19 protein-coding genes are annotated in these 19250 nt (G+C 36.7%); 6 read left to right on the top strand and 13 right to left on the bottom strand.

Annotated elements, in window-relative coordinates; all coding sequences use genetic code 11:
* Positions 1-51: 51 nt before the first annotated feature.
* From O5633_RS11070 to O5633_RS11050, 5 genes are all read right to left on the bottom strand, one after another.
* Entirely contained in the window at positions 52-534 is a 483-nt protein-coding gene (locus tag O5633_RS11070) for a hypothetical protein (protein ID WP_269609776.1), read from the bottom strand.
* 28 nt (positions 535-562) lie between these two features.
* On the bottom strand, positions 563-1420 hold the full coding sequence (locus tag O5633_RS11065) for an ABC transporter permease (protein WP_269609775.1): 858 nt from the start codon (positions 1418-1420) through the stop codon (positions 563-565).
* Between the two features lie 31 nt (positions 1421-1451).
* Entirely contained in the window at positions 1452-2465 is a 1014-nt protein-coding gene (locus O5633_RS11060; protein ID WP_269609774.1) for an ABC transporter ATP-binding protein, read from the bottom strand.
* Between the two features lie 101 nt (positions 2466-2566).
* Positions 2567-3562 carry a heme o synthase gene (locus O5633_RS11055; RefSeq protein WP_269609773.1) on the bottom strand — a complete coding sequence of 332 codons (996 nt, stop codon included), beginning with the start codon at positions 3560-3562 and terminating at the stop codon, positions 2567-2569.
* Complete coding sequence (locus tag O5633_RS11050; protein WP_269609771.1) at positions 3555-4496, bottom strand: COX15/CtaA family protein; 942 nt, start codon at positions 4494-4496, stop codon at positions 3555-3557. The genes O5633_RS11055 and O5633_RS11050 overlap by 8 nt, the downstream gene beginning before the upstream one ends.
* 169 nt (positions 4497-4665) lie before the next feature.
* Between O5633_RS11050 and O5633_RS11045 the strand changes: the two genes are divergently transcribed.
* From O5633_RS11045 to O5633_RS11030, 4 genes are all read left to right on the top strand, one after another.
* Positions 4666-5478, top strand: a complete 813-nt coding sequence (locus tag O5633_RS11045; RefSeq protein ID WP_269609770.1) for a cytochrome c oxidase subunit II — start codon at positions 4666-4668, stop codon at positions 5476-5478.
* Positions 5479-5482: 4 nt separating this feature from the next.
* A complete protein-coding gene (gene ctaD / locus O5633_RS11040; protein ID WP_269609768.1) occupies positions 5483-7123 on the top strand; it encodes a cytochrome c oxidase subunit I in 1641 nt (546 codons plus the stop codon).
* Positions 7120-7725 carry a cytochrome c oxidase subunit 3 gene (locus O5633_RS11035; protein WP_269609767.1) on the top strand — a complete coding sequence of 202 codons (606 nt, stop codon included), beginning with the start codon at positions 7120-7122 and terminating at the stop codon, positions 7723-7725. Before ctaD ends, O5633_RS11035 begins: the two co-directional genes overlap by 4 nt.
* A gap of 95 nt (positions 7726-7820) precedes the next feature.
* Entirely contained in the window at positions 7821-8174 is a 354-nt protein-coding gene (locus O5633_RS11030; RefSeq protein WP_269609766.1) for an AbrB family transcriptional regulator, read from the top strand.
* Positions 8175-8205: 31 nt separating this feature from the next.
* Here the strand turns inward: O5633_RS11030 and O5633_RS11025 are convergent, their stop codons facing one another.
* The 6 genes from O5633_RS11025 to topA all read right to left on the bottom strand — a co-directional run bounded on the left by O5633_RS11025 (position 8206) and on the right by topA (position 15249).
* Positions 8206-8862, bottom strand: a complete 657-nt coding sequence (locus O5633_RS11025; protein WP_269609765.1) for a riboflavin synthase — start codon at positions 8860-8862, stop codon at positions 8206-8208.
* Between the two features lie 84 nt (positions 8863-8946).
* The gene (locus tag O5633_RS11020) at positions 8947-9948 is read right to left on the bottom strand and encodes a hypothetical protein (protein WP_269609764.1); all 1002 of its coding nucleotides are present in this window, start codon (positions 9946-9948) and stop codon (positions 8947-8949) included.
* Between the two features lie 5 nt (positions 9949-9953).
* A complete protein-coding gene (locus O5633_RS11015) occupies positions 9954-11150 on the bottom strand; it encodes a nicotinate-nucleotide--dimethylbenzimidazole phosphoribosyltransferase (protein ID WP_269609762.1) in 1197 nt (398 codons plus the stop codon).
* A gap of 7 nt (positions 11151-11157) precedes the next feature.
* On the bottom strand, positions 11158-11844 hold the full coding sequence (locus O5633_RS11010; RefSeq protein WP_269609760.1) for a DUF2232 domain-containing protein: 687 nt from the start codon (positions 11842-11844) through the stop codon (positions 11158-11160).
* Positions 11845-11849: 5 nt separating this feature from the next.
* Positions 11850-12338: a hypothetical protein gene (locus O5633_RS11005; RefSeq protein ID WP_269609759.1), complete on the bottom strand. Its 489-nt coding sequence runs from the start codon at positions 12336-12338 to the stop codon at positions 11850-11852.
* Between the two features lie 4 nt (positions 12339-12342).
* A complete protein-coding gene (gene topA, locus O5633_RS11000) occupies positions 12343-15249 on the bottom strand; it encodes a type I DNA topoisomerase (RefSeq protein WP_269609757.1) in 2907 nt (968 codons plus the stop codon).
* A gap of 130 nt (positions 15250-15379) precedes the next feature.
* On the opposite strand from topA, the gene O5633_RS10995 reads away from it, so the two are divergent.
* Positions 15380-16942: an NAD(P)H-quinone oxidoreductase subunit N gene (locus tag O5633_RS10995; protein WP_269609755.1), complete on the top strand. Its 1563-nt coding sequence runs from the start codon at positions 15380-15382 to the stop codon at positions 16940-16942.
* Entirely contained in the window at positions 16935-17654 is a 720-nt protein-coding gene (locus tag O5633_RS10990; RefSeq protein WP_269609754.1) for an ABC transporter ATP-binding protein, read from the top strand. Before O5633_RS10995 ends, O5633_RS10990 begins: the two co-directional genes overlap by 8 nt.
* Positions 17655-17657: 3 nt before the next feature.
* Here O5633_RS10990 and O5633_RS10985 read toward each other — a convergent pair whose 3' ends face one another.
* Both O5633_RS10985 and O5633_RS10980 read right to left on the bottom strand, forming a co-directional pair.
* Positions 17658-18416 (bottom strand): biotin--[acetyl-CoA-carboxylase] ligase, encoded by a 759-nt coding sequence (locus tag O5633_RS10985; protein ID WP_269609753.1) that lies wholly within the window; start codon positions 18414-18416, stop codon positions 17658-17660.
* A 28-nt stretch (positions 18417-18444) separates the two neighbouring features.
* Positions 18445-19221: a PspA/IM30 family protein gene (locus O5633_RS10980; protein ID WP_269609752.1), complete on the bottom strand. Its 777-nt coding sequence runs from the start codon at positions 19219-19221 to the stop codon at positions 18445-18447.
* Positions 19222-19250 lie beyond the last annotated feature (29 nt).

Genomic DNA, 19250 nt, shown 5'->3' with positions numbered 1-19250 from the left:
TAAAAGTTATATCCTCCTAAACTCAAAAAAATAGCAATTAATAACTAACAACTAATAGTACTTATTTTTAAGCAACCACTTTCTTAGATAACCATATTTGGGTTTAGGAGGTAAAGGAATTAGCGCCTCAAATTCTGGCTGACTTTTTATTTCTTTAATTTGATTTATAGCTTGATTTTTATAATTTTTTTTATCAATTATTTCATATGATTTAACTTTGAATGATGCGTTGATCTCATCATTTACTGACTCAATTACCTCGTCTTTTTTTTCTTTCTCTTGATTATCATCCTCTTTCAAAGCTACTGAATTATCACCCTCTAAAAAATTTTCGAGTGATTGATCAATCTTTTGATTATCTACATTTGTAGAGTTTTGATTCAACTGTTTTAAATCTAGATTGTTTAATTCTTCTAAACTTTCTACTCCAAAACGATGTGCCCATTGAGATTTCAAGAGAGAATATAAATTATTATCATTAGCCTTTAGAGCTTCTATAATTTGTTTTTGAAGCTGGTACTTTCGAGACTCCAAGGTTCTTTTAAATCACTAATTTAGATTATCAAGCAAGTTTGCGATTTAAAAGAGGTCTAATAAGAAAAAACAATCCAACTGTAAGAATAAATAGAATTGCTAGGCAAGAATATCCAGTCACATCTCCATACGGAGCATTTATTAAAACTTCGCTCAGGTCGACAGGATTGTGATAAGCCATTCGAATAGGTTCAATAGCAAATGTTAATGGATTAATTGATGCTATTAATCCAAGCCATTCAGGCATAAAAGATATGGGGGCCAATGCTGTGCTGGCAAAAAGAACAGGGAGATTAGATATGAAGATAATTGCAATTAACTCTATGTGTCCTGGCAAAACAAAGGCCAATCCAAGACTCAGGCCAGTTATTGCAAATACCAATAACAATAAGGTTATTGCTATGAGAAGAAAACCTACCAGACTTGGCCAGCCATAACCTAAGAGGGCAGAAGTTGCCATTATTGCAAAACTCTGCAACAGGCTAATGGTAGTTATGTAGATTACCGAAGAAATTACGATTGAACTTCTACTACTCAATGGAGCAACTAATAATCGATTAAGAAAACCAAATTCTCTGTCAAACATCAAAGGAAGACCAGCATTAAGTGCACCACTAAAAGCAGTAAAGACTATTAAACCTGCACCAAGAAATTCGCCATAGCTACTACCCCCAGGCAAAAAATCTATTGGAGCATTAGAAAATAAAGCTGCAAAAAGCAAAAGCCATATTAAAGGCTGAAGAATTCCAGCAAATAGTGTTGAAGGTCGTCGAATTAATTGAATGAAAAGCCTCCATGTTAATGCAGAAGTCTCTTGAAACATTTCATTCAAATCATTTCTAGATTGCTTGCTCTTAGGAATTGATGGATTACTAGTAATAATCATGTGTTTAATAATTTAGGGGTAATAAAATCAATTAACGCATCGATTGCTTATTCTCAAGCTTAAAATCTCTTTTACCAGCTAATTCTAATTCAGCGTCCATAAGAGTTTTGCCAGTCGCCTGCAAATACACATCATCTAAACTTGGCCGACTATGAGAAAGTGCAAAGACTTCAAAATTTTCTTTTGAAAGATGACCCGACAAGTTTGATATAACATCATTATTTTGCACTAAAAAATTTAGAGAATATCCTTGCTTTTGATTCACTACTACATTTGATACCCCATTGATATTTTTAATTAATTTTCTCACAGATTCAGCTTCTTCTTCATCACTGAACTCTCTCACTCTAAGTGTAACTCTATCGCCACCAAGTTCTTTTTTTAAATCATCGGGTTTTCCACTAGCAATGACTTTCCCTTTATCAATAATAGCCATCTCATCTGCCAATTCATCTACTTCCTCAAGGTAATGACTACTTAAAAGAATTGTAGTTTCGTTATTTCTTAGTTCCTTCAATAATCCCCAGATAGCTGACCGACTTTCTATATCCAACCCAACAGTAGGTTCATCAAGAATCAATAATTCTGGTTCATGCAACAAACCTGAAGCAAGGTCAAGTCTTCTTTTCATTCCTCCCGAAAAAGAACCGCATCTTCTATCAATCCATTCATGCATATCAAGTCTTTGAATCAGTTCTTCAATTCTCTTACTCTTACGTTTATTATCTAGATGATAAAGATCTCCTTGAAGCTGTAGTAACTCTCTACCTGTAAGTATTTTATCGATTGCAACATCTTGAGCTACATAACCCAATCTTCGCCTGGTTTCTTTTTCCTCAAGAAAAGCATCACGTCCCCCTACTTCAACACGACCAGAATCAGGCGCAAGGAGAGTACAGATAATTCTAAGTGCAGTACTTTTGCCGGCCCCGTTTGGCCCCAACAAACCATACAAAGAACCTTTAGGTACTTCAAGGTTAAGTCCATTTAAAGCCCTAACAGGACCATAAGACTTATATAAATCTCTAAGTTGGATGAAAAACATCTAGGAACAGATTGCCTAAAAAGATAAGCTGAATTCTTCTAACAAATTCTAATTAATATTGGAGATCAAAGTCATAAAGTTTTTATTTTTATTTTATAGAATTACAAATACCCCATTGAGAAGTCTTTAATTAGAGCTATTAACTGATCATTAAAAACAATTGAGACCTCTAATCTACTAATAACAAGCAAAAAACAAACTCCAAACATATAAAGAATGGACCATCTAAACAAACCCTTAGCCCGATCTAAATCTTCAGGATTATCTCTTAATCTGGAAACCAATTGAAGTAGTCTTGAATTATAAGGTAGCAATAACATTCCATATAACAATCCTCCTTCAGGCAAAACAAAGCAACCTAAAAAACTTAAAAATACAGTCAGATAACCATAAACAGATATAGCTTTTGCTGTAACAAAAGGGCCACTTACTGTTGGAAGCATAGGTATTCCAACCGATCTATAGTCCTCTTTTAACAATATGGCCAAAGCCCAAAAATGTGCTGGGGTCCAAACCATAACCAAAGAGAATAGCCACCAACCACCTAAACCAATATGTCCTGCGGCGGCTGAAGCTCCCACAAGAGGAGGAATTGCTCCAGCGACTCCTCCAAAAACTATATTCTGAGATGTTCTAGGCTTTAAGAAAACTGTATAGAGAAGTACGTAACTGCAAAGCCCTAAAAGAGTGAGTCCTGCTGCTAAACAGTTAACTCCACTTACTAAAAGTGCCGAAGCAGCAAGCGTACAAGCAATTGCTCCAATAAAAACAGAAGACTGAGAAAGGCGACCAGACGGCAAGGCTCTATTACTGGTGCGTTTCATTCGCTTATCAAGATCTTGTTCCCACAAGCAATTAAGAGCTCCTGCAGCCGCAGCCGCAAGAGCTCCTCCACCTAAAGTGCATGCCAATCTAGGAGATGGTAATGGCCATTCTTCCGAAAGAGCCATTCCGCCAACAGTAGTAGCAAGTAAAAGAGGAATTAATCTTGGTTTGGCGACCTCTAACCATGCGGGTAATTTAATACGCTTTCTAGAAGGAACGATTTCCTCACGATTAACGGGCTGTGAAATTAAATCTGATGTTGAGCTAACCATGACATGTCTCCAAAGTTGATTGAGTTATAAAAAGTGATCGAGAAGAATCACCAATTCCTCTACCTTTAAAATTCAATGCTGATATTACGGCCACTAACAAACAGGCAATTAGTTGATGACCAATGATAAGACTAGGTTCACTCATTCCTAGTTGAATTGAAAAAACTCCTAAAAAGATTTGTGAAATGATCAAAAAAATAATCGTCAAAAAATAGGGCCATTGATTCAAAAAAATTTTTCTCTGAAAAGATGAAACAATTACGAATAAAATCACCAAAAGGCTCACTGGGATAGCACTTGTCCGATGAAGTCCTAAAAGGTTACAAGAATCTCCAAAATCCAGGCATCTATGAGCTGACCAGGAGGTTGCCACGCGACTACCAAGTAAAGACTGAGCTATTACAGAAAAAAGAGATAGAAATCCAAAAGAACGAAGCCAAAATGGGAAAATTGATTTACCAGGACTAAGTAATTGTTGAGTAACACCACTCATGATCGCAACAAGAGTTAATGCGACAGCAAGATGAGCTATGACAACTAAAGATGGTAATAATTGCAGGACAGTCAAAGCTCCTAAAAAGCCCTGAAAAGCAACTAATAGAGTTAAGAATCCATAGGTCCAAGGAAGCCATTTAGGCAAAGATTTTGCCCAATACAAAGAAAAGGCAAATTGAGTAATTAAAACAACTCCTACGAAGAAGGCATCTAGGCGATGAAACCATTCTAAGAAGACTTGTAAATTCATTTGCTTACCAGGCAAAAACGATCCATAACATAGAGGCCAGTCTGGGCAAGCGAGACCAGCCTCCATTACTCTGGTTGCCCCTCCAATCACCACAAGAGCGATAAGTGCAACTACTACGTGAGCAGCAAGCTGGCCCAATCTAAAGCGTGGTTTTGGTGGATAAAAAACTTGCACGTATGCAAAATCCATCAAGATTATTATTAATTCAACGTAGCGATTACTTCGTACACGTCACCTGAATAAAAGGACTGCAACATAAATATTTTCTTTAAAAAAAAATTATTCATCTTGAATTAACAATTAGCCGATACATTAATTACTTTTGCTCATAACCTATAAAAAGAGAAAGGAGATCTTCTTGCCGAAACTGTCGGCCATCTTAACTCTTACATCAAGTTTAATTCTTGGCGTAGGAGGAGTTTGGATTGCTTACAACGTCGATATGCTTCCCGTAAGCGCGAGTATGAATGCTCCTGTTTACGATGAACTATATCGTGTCCTATTCATTATTGGCTGCATACTTTTTATAGGCATGACTGCTTTAGTAATTTATAGTCTTATTCAATTCCGTCGTAGGCCTGGAGAAACTGGGGATGGAATTGACTTAGAAGGTAATATTTCTCTAGAAATTTTCTGGACAGCAGTTCCCGCAATTGTTGTTCTATTTGTAGGATTATATAGTTACGATATTTATGATCGAATGGGTGGCATGCAACCTTTAATGCATGATCACAGTGGGAAAATGGATAATCAGGCCGAAAGGGTTTGGGGAGGTATTGGTTCCGGACCAATAGAGTCTTCATCTAGAACAAATTCATCCTCATTACCAATCGAGTTAACTGCAATGCAATTTGCTTTTATCTTTCATTATCCAAAAGGAGATATTATTTCGGGTGAACTTCATGTTCCAGTTGGAAGAGAAGTTAGTTTAAAAATGGAATCTAAAGATGTAATACATGCTTTTTGGGTGCCTCAATTCAGACTTAAGCAAGATGTAATCCCAGGTCAACCAACGATTTTAAATTTCACTCCAACAAAAGCAGGTAATTTCCCAATTGTTTGCGCAGAATTGTGTGGTCCCTATCATGGTGGGATGAGATCAAATGTAATAGTTGATGAACAAGAAGACTTTGATACTTGGTTGAAAGAAAACGCTAAAGAATCAATATAAATTCATGACTATTTCACTCAAACCAAGCAACTCTCCTCAAGAAAAGCTTCAACCAACTGGATGGTTAAAATATCTGAGTTTTAGTCTCGATCACAAAGTCATAGGCCTTCAATATTTAGTTTGTGGTTTCTTGTTTTATTTAATTGGAGGATCTTTAGCTGGAGCAATAAGGGTAGAGCTCATCAGTCCCCTCTCGGATTTCATGCCTAGAGAGGTTTACAACCAAGTTTTAACTCTCCATGGCACAATCATGATTTTCTTATGGATCGTGCCTGTAGTAAATGGTGCCTTTGGCAACTATTTAATACCATTTTATGTTGGTGCTAGGGACATGGCCTTCCCAAGACTGAATGCAGTTGCTTTTTGGCTAATACCTCCCTCTGGATTGATGCTGATAACAAGCTATTTCATAAACGGAGCCGCACAATCTGGTTGGACAGCTTATCCACCTTTAAGCATCACTACCCCAGCCGCCGGTCAAATTATTTGGATATTAAGTGTCTTACTTTTGGGTGGAAGCTCAATCTTTGGTGGTATTAATTTCATCGCAACCATCCTCAAGCTTAGGAGACCTGGACTTAAGTTAATGCAATTGCCTATGTATTGCTGGGCAATGCTTGGTACAAGTATTCTTGTTGTTCTATCGACTCCTGTTCTCGCTGGTACTCTAATACTTTTGAGCTTTGACATAGTTGCTCATACAGGTTTTTTCAACCCAAGTCTTGGTGGGAATGTAATTGTTTATCAACATCTTTTTTGGTTTTACTCGCATCCTGCTGTTTATATCATGGTCTTACCTGCGTTTGGTTTAGTCAGTGAAATACTTCCAATCCATAGTAGAAAACCACTTTTTGGCTATACAACAATGGTCTTCTCAATTATGGGAATAGTTGTTTTAGGTCTAGTTGTTTGGGCTCATCATATGTTTACGAGTGGGACTCCTCCATGGATGCGCTTATTTTTTACGATCGCTACTGCATTTATAGCTGTTCCCACAGGTATTAAATTTTTTAATTGGGTTGCGACCTTATGGGGAGGGAAAATATCACTTAATGCAGCAATGCTATTTTCCTGCGGATTTATTATTAATTTTGTTTTAGGTGGGATAACTGGAGTTGCCCTAGCTCAAGTACCTTTTGATGTTCATGTACACGACACCTATTTTGTTGTTGCCCATTTTCATTACATAGTCTATGGAGGTTCTGTCTTTGTTATCTTCTCCTCGATTTATCACTGGTTCCCAAAATTTACAGGGAAAATGTTGAATGAAAATCTTGGAAGATTTCACTTCATAATTACTTTCATAGGGTTTAATCTTTGTTTTGCGCCTCAGCACTGGCTAGGTTTAAATGGAATGCCTCGACGAGTTGCCGAATACGATCCACAATTTCAATTAATCAATCAAATAAGTAGCGTAGGTGCATTATTAATGGCTTTAAGTACTTTACCTTTTCTATGGAATATTCTTCAAAGCATTCTCTATGGGAATGAAGCTGGAGACAATCCATGGAATGCACTCACTCCTGAATGGTTAACAAGTTCACCTCCTCCCGTTGAGAATTGGGAGGGAGAGGCTCCACTCGTTCTTGAACCATATGGTTATGGAGAAAAAAATTCAAAAAACACACAGGAGAGCATGAAATGACCTCAATAGTTCCAAAAGAGCAATCCTCAGAAAGAAAGAAAGATCTCTCAATTGAAGAACATGAAGATTTTCGTTTGTTTGGGTTAATAGCTTTTTTAATCGCAGACGGGATGACCTTTGCAGGTTTTTTTGCGGCATATCTAACTTTTAAAGCAGTCAATCCCATTGGTCCTGATGCTATTTACGAATTAGAACTAGCATTACCAACTTTAAATACAGTCTTGCTTCTAGTTAGTAGCTTTACTTTTCATCGAGCTGGAAAATTCCTAGAAAAGGATGAAGCAAAACAATGCCAAAAATGGCTTCTTATAACAGGCGCATTGGGAGTGGCATTTTTAATCAGTCAAATGTTTGAGTACTTTACTTTGCCTTTTGGATTAACTGACAACCTTTTTGCCAGTACTTTTTATGCATTAACTGGCTTTCATGGGCTTCACGTAACACTTGGGTCAATAATGATAATGATAATTTGGTGGCAAACACGTATTCCATCTGGTCGAGTGAATAATGAAAACAAGTTCCCATTTGAGGCAGTAGAGCTCTATTGGCACTTTGTAGACGGGATTTGGGTCGTTTTATTCATCATCCTTTATCTGCTTTGAGAGTTAAATATTGATACTAAGAAAGAAACTTTCAATTAATTTGTTGCCACAATTCCACTTATTGGTCAGAATTCAGTTAATTAAAACAGTCTGAAATGCTTGTTGGAAAAGAACTCCTCGACAAAGCAAGATCTTTGAGCAACCGTCCAGAAGACGAAATAGCTAAAGGATGTGGTTACGTGGGGCCAAGTGGGAGAGTTTTACGTAAAAGTTTTTACCGTGCTCTAGTTGAAGCTAAAGGTTATAAACTTCGCTCAAATGGCCCTGGAAGAGCTGGAAATAGATCTTCAAGAAGGCAAGCGGAATTTCGGACTAAAGTTCATGGCAATGGCAATCTTCTTATTGGACATGCCTATACAAAAAAATTAGGTCTTGAACCTGGACAGGAATTTCGTATTGATGTACGAAAAGAGTCTGGAGCGATAAGTTTGTTACCACTCAAGAAATAATAAATCTCTCAAAGCAAATTATATAAATCTACTAATTCCAACCTTGCTCTTCAAGCCACTGAGAGCTAATTACTGAGCTTTGTTTAAAAATGGAATCATTATTATTTACCTTAAGAAGTTTTTCTGCGTACTTAGCCATCAAGTCAACTTCCAAATTAACCTTTTCGCCAATTCTCAAAAACTTCAAGCATGTATTTGACCACGTGTGAGGTATTACGGCTACTGAAAATTCATGCCCATCAAAATATATCTCTGCAACAGTGAGACTTATTCCATTTAGGCTAATACTCGCCTTATCGCAGATATATTTGCAGAATTTTAAATCATCCCAAGATACTCTCAAATTCCAAGAATTTTTCAAATTTTCGATTGAGACAACTTCACCCAACCCGTCTATGTGTCCACTAACAATATGTCCACCTAATCGGTCAGAAAGACGTAATGCTGGCTCAAGATTTACATAACCATTTTTCTGCGCTTTTTCAGCAAGGTTTGTTCTCTTAAGAGTCTCTTCACTTATATTTGCGTTAAAAGAATCATTCATTAATTCAGAAACTGTTAGACAAACTCCATCCACAGAAATACTATCTCCAAGTTTTAAAGGAGAAAAAGGGCTACATCCATCAACAACTACCCCAGAATTATTTTTCTTGATCGTGCCAATAGCCTGAATTAAACCAGTAAACATTATTGAGCATACAACTTTTAGAATGCTAGTTATGGTATTTAAAAATGTCTTTGAAAAGTTTTTTGAATTTCAAATTTAGTTTGGTTATGAATTATTCCAATTTAAAGCCAACTCTTTTTTTTGCTCAAAAGTGAGTATTGGTAATGACCAGCATTTATTCCAAACACTTTCTTCTGGAAGAAAGATAGATTTATACTTCTGGGGAACATTTATATATTTTCTATTTAAATCTGATAAGTTTGTTGGTGGCAAAAAACCTTTATTTATTACACGACTCAAATAAGTAGCGCCCCATAAGGAATCGAACCAATCAGTGGGAAAATGCTCTGGAGACAGCGAAGGAGAAGCAATTACTGTCCAATTCAGAGGGCTGCCGTCCATAGGTAAAAGAACAGACAAACGAGGGTCTTCAATAAGGCTATCAACACAGCTAGATAAAGGTAAAACTGCTGCATTAGCTCTACCTGAAACAACCCAATTTAAAGCATTCCTATCATCAAATGACTTGGCTTGACTCTTGATTTTTGAGAAATCATTAACTAAACCTATTTTTTGTGCAATTGAAATCAGAAGATAAGGACTATTAGGAAAAACTATTTGATTTGTAAGTGAACTCGAAAAAATAACTTCCCAAGAATTCTTATTTTTTAGAGCCAGAGAATCTTCATTTCTAAAAAGTATCACCCAAGGACTAACAGCTAAAGGTAAAAGCGTTTTTTTATAATCCTCACCTAAGCCATCAAGAAAAGAACTAGTCTGCTTGCTGAAATTATTTCTAATATTATTTGCTTTGATTTCTTGAAGTGACTTAATAGGTAAATCAGAAATCCAACCATCATTTAAGACTAATAAATCTGTTTTTTCTTGAAGAGTAGAGTTATAGGGAAATTTTTTTAACTCGATATCTTTTATAGGGAAATATTCCCAACCTTTAGATAAACTATTAACAAATTCACTTGGGAAGCTATTAGAAACTCCTCTCAAAGCTAATTTCTTTTGAGAAGTTGCGCACCCATATAAGAAAAGTAAGGAGGAAATCAATCCATATTTGATGAACTCTCTCCTTCCAAATGAATCAGTATTCATATTATTTAGATCCCTTCACACGTTTTTTCATTATTTGACTTAAATAAATTACTAACCTCAATATCACATCTTTCAATCATTTCTTTCTGAGTCAATCCGTTAATTTGAGCGAGTAACGACAATGCTCCAGCCCCAACTCCCTCTTTGACATAACCAATCTCATAATCTCTAAGAACCTTTTGATTACTATCATTAAATCTATACCCACTAGCTAGACCTAGGATATTGACTTTGAAATGATCAGAGACATGATTCATTAAATGAATAAAAGAATTTCTATTTTCCGCAGAAGAAAGTGATTCATCCACTAGCCATGAAGTGGTTCCTATTAAAATTTTACTAACGAATTCAGAACGTGATTCAGATTCAATTTCATTTAATGCCAAAGCCAAAACTGCCAACATTTGACAACCTCCTCCTAATAAAATGTCTTGGCTAGATTCTCTAGCTCCCATTAAAAGACCAACTGCAATTGGCTGAAATGGATCACCAACAGCAGCCATTAGCTCGACAGAAGATGGTTTCTCCTTTAAGTTCGCGGCTTCAAGTCCTTGATCAACTAATTTTCTTTTTAATTCTGAAGGTGGATATCTATGACTTCCACTTATAAGATTATTAACATTTATTCCTAACCCAGAAAGAACCGCAAAAGCTGTAGATGTACCTCCTGGGACACACTCCGTGATCAAAAGAGATTTTTTTAATTTCTTACCTATCTTAAAACCACCATCAAGTAAAAGTTTAACCCTTTTTCTTTCCATTGCATTCCCTGAACTTAAGCACCTAGCTGGGCCTATCTCGGGGGGCTCTAGGGAAACATGAGTAAAAGGAGGTGTTTGCAGTAGTCCTGCAGATATGATTGTTGGCTTAATTTTCAAGAACCTTGAGGCAACGTAACTAATCAATGCGGGAGAGACACCTGCGGGTAAAGGAGGCAAAGGCCATCTTTTTGGAAGAGTAGGTCCTCTCAATAAAAGTTCAGCATCTGCAACAGCTGTATAACGTCTAGAAACAGCAGTTGAACCAGCAGCAGAAATCCCCTCAATCTCTGCAGTTTGAGATCCAGCAAGAATCAAAAAGAAAGCCGTATTCGTAATATTTTCTTGCCACCTCTCAACTCTTTCGTCAATATTTTGCTCTTGGAGACCTTCTCCAAAAGCTAATACTCCTGATGGCAACAAAACATAGTTGTCTCCTATCATCTTTTTTTCAATGAGGTTCTAGAGAAATTAATTTTTCTAGCAAATTAGGTGGTTCAGGTATTGATGACCTAAGTCTAGGAAAAATCCAATAAGCCAAAGCATGTAAACAAAGAACGTAAACGATTTCTTGAGTTATAATTAGAAACAGTGCAACTATTTGAACTTGTCTCATATCAGGAGTAAAAGAAAGATTAAAAATGTCTATTCCTTTTTCCAGCAATCCTGCTCCAGCACGAGTAAGAATAACCCATAAATTCTCACCAACCAACACAGATAAGGCGATTACCCTAACTAGAAAACCCATAGTTCCGATTGAGACTCCAACACCCCAACTTAACCACCAATTCCATCCTTTTTGCCAACTATACCCTAACCATAAGGAAAGTAATCCATATGGGAAAAGAACTAAAGGTCCTCTTAGCGGACCCATCAGAGCAATTAATAACATTACGCATATCGTTACTCCCTCAATACCTGTTTTAACACCTCTCCGAATTTGAAGAAGAGCCAATGGCAATGGTAAAGCAAGACGAAAAACAGCGCCACCAATAGGCAAATAATAAAGAGCTATCCAAATCAAAGCAGTTGCAGCCGCAAGGTAAGAGGACTCAACAATTTTCAAGGCTTGTCTCTTACTAAGAGGAGCTTTGTAAAGAGATCTACTTTTTAAAAAGTTTTTATTATCTAAGGTCAAAATTATTATCTTTGTAAAGATGTAGCCTTTGAAAAGTTATCATCATCAAAACGTTCGATCTTTTCTACCTCAAACTGGACCCCAGCTTTTCTTAGAGCTTCAGTAACAGACTCAGCTGGTGCAGAGGGATTAGCACCTGATAATCTTAAAATGATTCTGTATGGCTGTGGATTAAAAATTGTCTTCTTTTTTAATTCTGTTGATTTTTGACTAAGTCTATCTTTTTTAGATATTGAAACTTCTTTGATAGTGACACCAAAATCATTTTCATTTTGTTTTTTATCATCATTCACTCTTGATATAATTTTTGTTTTTTCATTAGGTTTTTGCAGCATATTATTAGGTTTTCCTGAAGCTTTTGGATTCTCAGTGGTATCAAAACTATTTTCCAACTTTTCACCTATTAGAGTATTTGAACATGATTGAAGAGAAACAAGGGGAACTATTAGAAATAATCTAATAAATACTTTCTCGACTAATCTTGAAATTTTCAAAATTTTATTTTGCCTTAATAACCCTAACTTTACTTGCCCGTAGACGTCCTGTTTTAGTTGTAGAAGGCCCTTTTCGAGCACTACTTTTTTTTGATATTGATGAATCCAAATCTTTCTTAGTTGACTTAGTTGTCTTTTTAGTAGAATTCTTTTTCTTAGATGTTGTCTTTTTAGTTGATTTTTTAGCTGCCAATAATTCAATCGCTTCCTCTATAGAGATATCTTCAGCATTTTTTCCCTCTGGCAGAGAGGCATTTACCTTACCCTGTTTTACATATAAACCATAAGGACCATTAAATAATTGGATAGTTTCTTTTTGTCCTTCTGGGATACCGAGCTCCTTCAAAGCAGTTCTTCCTCCTCTCCCTCGTTTAGGGATAGATAAAAGCTCAAGAGCTCTTTCTAGGCTTACTTGAAGAACGTCATCCTCACCCTTAATTGAGCGATAATCTTTCTCACCACCATTTTTGCTCCAAACCACATAGGGACCAAATCTACCTAAACTTGATTGAACTCTACCTCCTTCTGGATGCTCTCCAAGTAGACGTGGTAATTGAATTAATCCAAGGGCCTCCTCAAAAGTCACATTCTCTGGTTTTAAATTCTTTGGCAATGAGGTCCTTTTTGGATTTGGAGCTTTTTTTAAAGATTTATCATCTAGATATTCAAGTGCTTTTTCAACATCTATCTCTTCCTCTTTTATATTCTCTGGCAACAAAATCTGCACCTTTGATGAATCTTGCTTCAAATAGAGTCCATATTGACTACTTTTAAACAAGCGAAGATTTCCTAACTTTTTCTTACCTTTTGGAATTCCAAGATCTTTCAATTCGACTACTAAACCTCTTTGAATAAAATGACCATATCTACCATTCATTAGATATAAATTCTGTCCGCTCTCAGGATCAACCCCAAGCGATTCAGGACCCTCAGCTTTTTGTTTTAAGATCATCTCTGCGATCTCCTCGTCCAACTCCGCAGGAGTGATTTCCTGTGGAAGAGTAGCTGTTATAGGCTTGCCATTTTCACCAAGTTGTTTTGACTCCAGATATGTTCCAAACTTGCCCAACCTAACAAGAGATGAAAGTCCCTCCAACGAAACAGCTCGGAATTCCCCTCCATCTATATCTCCTTCTCTTTGTTGAACTTGATTCTCTAGACCAGTATCACCTTTATAAAAATCCTTAAGGTATGGTAACCAACTCACTTTTCCTGTTGATATCTCATCAAGTGTAGACTCCATACGAGCTGTAAAACTAGTATCTACGAGATCAGGGAAATGTTCTTCAAGCAGTGCCGTAACAGCAAATGCTGTAAAGCTTGGAGTTAAAGAATTGTTGTTTAGAGCTGAATAACCTCGATCTACAATTGTTCCAATAATGCTTGCATATGTTGACGGACGACCTATTCCTTCTTTCTCAAGTGTTTTAACTAATGAAGCTTCGCTATATCTAGCAGGAGGCTGAGTCTGGTGCCCCAACGCCTCTATATTCTTAGCTATTGGAGTATCTCCTACAACTAATTTAGGTAAGAGCACTTCTTGTCCCTCAAGCGCACTATCTGGGTCATCAGTACCTTCAACATAAGCTCTAAAGAAGCCAGGAAAATCAATTCTTTTACCACTTGCCCTGAAAGAAACATTCGATGCTTGTATTTCAACGCCAAGCATTGTCAACCTCGCATCAGCCATCTGACTAGCAACTGTTCGTTTCCAAATCAGTTCATATAAAGAAAGGTCTCTTCCTTGTAAGCTTGACTCTTTGGGTGTTTTAAAACTTTCGCCAGACGGACGAATTGCTTCATGAGCTTCTTGCGCATTTCTAGTCTTGTTAGAGAATTGGCGCGGCTTATTACTTAAGTATTCAGCCCCATATTTTGACTCAACACACTTTCGTGAGGCATTAATTGCCTGATCAGAGAGATGAACAGAGTCCGTTCTCATATATGTAATAAACCCCCTTTCATATAAGCCTTGGGCACATCTCATGGTTTCCCTAGCTGATAATCGAAGTTTTCTATTGGCCTCTTGTTGTAATGTGCTTGTTGTAAAAGGAGGAACTGGTTTACGAATTGAAGGTTTTTCTTCGACATTAATAACTTTCCATTTATCTGTAGTTAGTTTTTGAGAAAGTTCCTTAGATTCTTCTTCCTTGAGTAATTTGACATTTCTACCAGATTTCAATAATCCGTTTGATTCATCAAAATCACTCCCACTAGCAATTCTTTGTCCATCTATTGAAGTCATTTTTACCTCAAATTCACTACCTTCTTTTTCTAATTTTGCTTTTAAGTCCCAATAACTTCCGCTTTTAAAAGATCTCCTTGCTCTCTCTCTAAGAACTAAAAGTCTTACTGCAACTGATTGGACTCTTCCAGCAGATAACCCCCAAGAAACCTTTTTCCATAAAAGAGGCGATAAAGTGTATCCAACTAATCGGTCCAGTATCCTCCTTGTTTCTTGAGCATGAACTAATTCCATATCAATTTCTCTTGTTTTTGATAGGGCTTTGGAAATAGCTTCTTTAGTTATCTCGTGAAAAACCATCCTCTTCACAGGAATTTTTGGGTCAAGGACATTCATTAAATGCCAACTAATACTTTCACCTTCTCTATCTTCATCAGTCGCAAGCAACAATTGACTAGCACCCTTCAAAGATTGTTTTAATTCCTTGACAATTTTTTTCTTATCTTTAGGTACCACATACAAAGGATCAAAATCAGCAGTGGTATTAACTCCAATTGTTGCCCACTTTTCTCCTTTGTGCTTTGCCGGAATCTCAGAGGCATTGTTAGGCAAGTCTCTTATATGCCCCATTGATGCAAGAACTTGAAAATCCTTAGGCAAAAAACCTTTAATGGTCTTTGCCTTTGTGGGACTTTCAACAATTACCAGAGTATGGTCAGTGGGCATCAGCTCAATTTCCCTCCTTCTTATCTAACGTACTGAATAGTAAAATGCATAGCCCAAAATGATTAAAAAGGCATATTTTATAACTTCGCTAGAGTTATAAAATCAGACTCAGCATAAAAACAATACATAAATGGGAGAACTTTTGTCTTTTCAAATATTCATAAACACGCCTGTAGAGCTTTTAAATCTCTCTTTAAATGCTAAAGCCGTGCTACCAGAGGCTGCAGTTCTTCTGGCAATGCTAGGGACACTTTTGGTTGATTTGGTTAGTGAAAAGATTTCAGCCCGCTGGTCCCCTCCCATTTGTTATGTAGGCCTTTGTACTTCTCTGATTTTGCTAGGGATGCAATGGAATGGAGAAATTCAAGAATCTTTTTTAGGAGCATTTGTCGCAGATAATCTGGCTATTGCTTTTAGAGGGGTCATAGCGCTATCAACTCTTATTTCTCTTCTCATCAGTTGGAGATATGCCGAACAGAATGGAAGTCCTATTGGTGAATTTGCAGCAATATTATTAGCTGCCACGCTTGGAGCAATGCTTCTTTGTGGTTCAACAGATTTGGTAAGTGTTTTTGTTTCATTAGAAACACTTTCCGTTGCTAGCTACCTACTTTCTGGATATCTCAAAAGAGATTCCAGAAGTTCAGAAGCAGCCTTAAAATATTTATTGGTTGGTTCTGCTGCTGCTGCTGTATTTCTTTATGGAGCATCGCTTCTTTATGGAATTAGTGGATCTACAAATCTACATGACATAGGAATAACCCTAATAAGTGCTCCGACTCCTTTATCGGCATTAGCTCTTGTTTTCGTCTTATCTACAGTAGCCTTCAAAATTGCTGCAGTTCCATTTCACCAATGGACACCAGATGTTTACGAAGGCTCTCCTACTCCAGTAGTTGCATTTTTATCAGTAGGCTCTAAAGCAGCGGGTTTTGCACTTGCAATAAGAATACTAGTGGGATGTTTTAGCGCCTTTGACACTCAATGGAAATTGCTATTTACTGTTTTGGCTGTCCTAAGTATGTCACTAGGAAATGTTGTAGCGCTAGCTCAAAAATCAATGAAAAGAATGCTGGCATATAGCTCAATTGGGCAAGCTGGATTTGTAATGATTGGATTGGTTTGTGGAACTGAAGATGGTTTTGCAGCAATGGTTTTATATATGGCAGCTTATTTATTTATGAACCTTGGCGCTTTTGCATGCATAATACTCTTCACAATAAGAACTGGGAGTGATCAAATATCAGATTACGCAGGGCTGTACCAAAAAGATCCACTGATAACATTGGGATTAAGTTTGTGCCTTCTTTCATTGGGAGGAATTCCTCCCATGCTGGGATTCTTCGGAAAGATTTATTTATTTTTTGCTGGATGGGCAGATGGGCAATACTTACTAGTTAGCGTTGGTCTGGTTACTTCTGTTATTTCTATTTACTATTACATTTCAGTTATAAAAATGATGGTCGTTACAGAACCTAAACAATCTTCAGAAGTTGTCAAAGCATATCCATCCATAGAATGGTCAATTCCAGGAATGTCTTCTCTAAAAGTAGCTTTGATTTTTTGTGTTCTTGTAACTGCTATTGGTGGAATAATTTCAAACCCTCTCTTTGACTTTGCTGATAGTGCGGTAAACGGAACGCCATTGCTTCGAGAAGCTATTACTCTTGCAAGTAAAAGTTCAATTGGCTAACCAATTTAAATCATTGGAAAAATCTGTAGCTCGTCTAACAAAAGTAAATAAAATTTATGGAGAAGGCTCAGTCAAAGTTAAAGCTCTTGATGAATTAAACCTTGAGGTTTTTCAGGGAGACTACCTTGCAGTTATGGGTGCAAGTGGATCCGGCAAAAGTACTGCAATGAATATACTTGGATGCCTTGATCGTCCTACCAATGGGACTTATGAATTGAATGGAACTGCTGTTGAAAAGCTTGATGATGATCTGCTAGCAGATATTAGAAACAAAGAACTTGGTTTTGTTTTTCAGCAATTTCATTTGCTTCAAGAAGTTTCAGCACTTGAGAATGTAATGCTTCCAATGATTTATGCATGCGTCCCCTCTTTCGAAAGGAAGAAACGCGCTGAAGAGGCTCTTGATAGAGTAGGGCTTGGGAACAGGATGACCAATCTACCTAATCAACTATCTGGAGGACAACAACAACGAGTTGCCATAGCAAGGGCAATAATAAATCAACCATCACTGTTATTAGCAGACGAACCAACTGGTGCTCTTGATTCCAAAACCACTGAAGATGTTTTAAATCTTTTTGACCAACTTCATAATCAAGGAATAACAATTGTATTAGTTACTCATGAAGACAATGTTGCTCAAAGAGCAAAGAAAATCGCAAGATTTAGAGATGGGAAGGTAACCGAGATTACTCATAATCAACTCAAGCAGTAGGGTTTAAGTTGATAAGACTCTCACATTATCTTCTTTAAAAAGAATCAATCTACCGATTGAGTCAATACCTTTAATATCCCACTTATAACCAGTTTCTTTATCAATATATTTTTTTGACCACAATCTTTCTTCTACTTGACTGCACAAAAAATTTTTATTATCTAATAAATCTAAAGACCTCTCAATTGCAAGCAAAACTTCTGACGACCAAAAATTTATATTCATCTTTTTATTTCCAATGATTTGTTTTAGTGAAATTCCATCTTTTGGAACATTATTAAAAACATTTAAACCTACTCCAACTCTTAATAATCTTAGTTTTCTCCCTCTAAAAAATAATTTAGGTAAAATTCCAGCTAATTTTTGACCATCAACCAATAGATCATTTGGCCATTTTATTTTGACTTTAACTCCCATCCTTTCAATTCTCTCAACCAAAGCTAATGCCACCGCTAACCCGTAAAGCCGAGAATTATTTTCACATGGTCCTTCTTTCTTAATGGCGGCACTAACCCAAACCCCTCCTTTGGGTGCATGCCAAATTCGACCAGCTTGACCTTGACCAAATCTTTGACAAGAAGAAAATACAGCTATTAACTGATTTTGTTTTACTGGTTTCTCTGCAATCCAATTTGATAGCTCTATTTCTGTACTAGCACAAATAGGTTTAAGAATTAATCTCCAAGATCTTGGAGAGGGATGATTTGATTTGTGATATCTATGAATCAACCCAACCCCTCTTTCAGGTTTTTGATTATTCATATTTCAAAAGTAATGTGTTCTTTAAAAATCAAGAATTATCCATTGACTTTTTCAACTCCTCTAATTCAACTTCAACTTCTTGGATTTCTACTGTCCTTACTTCATTTACATCTAAATCAGACGGAGGCAAAGACAGTGCATCAACCCCTGCTTTCAATTGAGTCCTTAATATCTCTAATTCTTTCTCTACATCATCGGCTCCTTCTAATGCTGCAAACTTACTTTCTAGATCTTCTCCAGCCAACTCTAATGCTGCTTGCCCAGAAGCTTCCAATGCCTCAACTTTATCTTCCATTCGTTCAAAAGCAGCCATAGCAGACTTACTACCTAAATCACCAACTGTACTTTGAATTTGTTGCTGAGCTTTAGCTGCCTGAGCTCTTGCTTTAAGCATATCTTTTTTAGTTCGAGCCTCAGCAATCTTTCTCTCTAATAACAAAAGGCTTTTCTTTAATTTTTCAACTTGACCATTTTGTGTTTGAAATTGAGTCGATAAAGATTGAAAAGTTTCTTGAAAAGCTTTTTTTCTACTCAATGCTTCTCTAGCCAGATCATCCTCTCCTTTTTTTAAGGCCAATTCAGCTCTAGAAAGCCAATTTTTAATTTGCTCTTTTGCTTGATTTCCCTGATTCTCTAGTCTTTTTTGACTTGCAATAGCCATAGCAACCGCTTGACGAAGCTTTACCAAGTCTTCTTGCATATCAGCAACAGACTGATCAAGTATTTTTATTGGATCTTCTGCATCACTGACAAAAGCATTTAGATTTGCCCTTAGCAAGCGACTTAACCTATCTAATAATCCCATTATGATCTTTGAAGCAATCTAAAAAAATA

This window comes from Prochlorococcus marinus str. MIT 1013, assembly GCF_027359395.1.
GTDB lineage: Bacteria > Cyanobacteriota > Cyanobacteriia > PCC-6307 > Cyanobiaceae > Prochlorococcus_B > Prochlorococcus_B marinus_E.
Note: the sequence above shows the minus strand (reverse complement) of the source record. Positions and strands in the feature narration are given on the sequence as shown.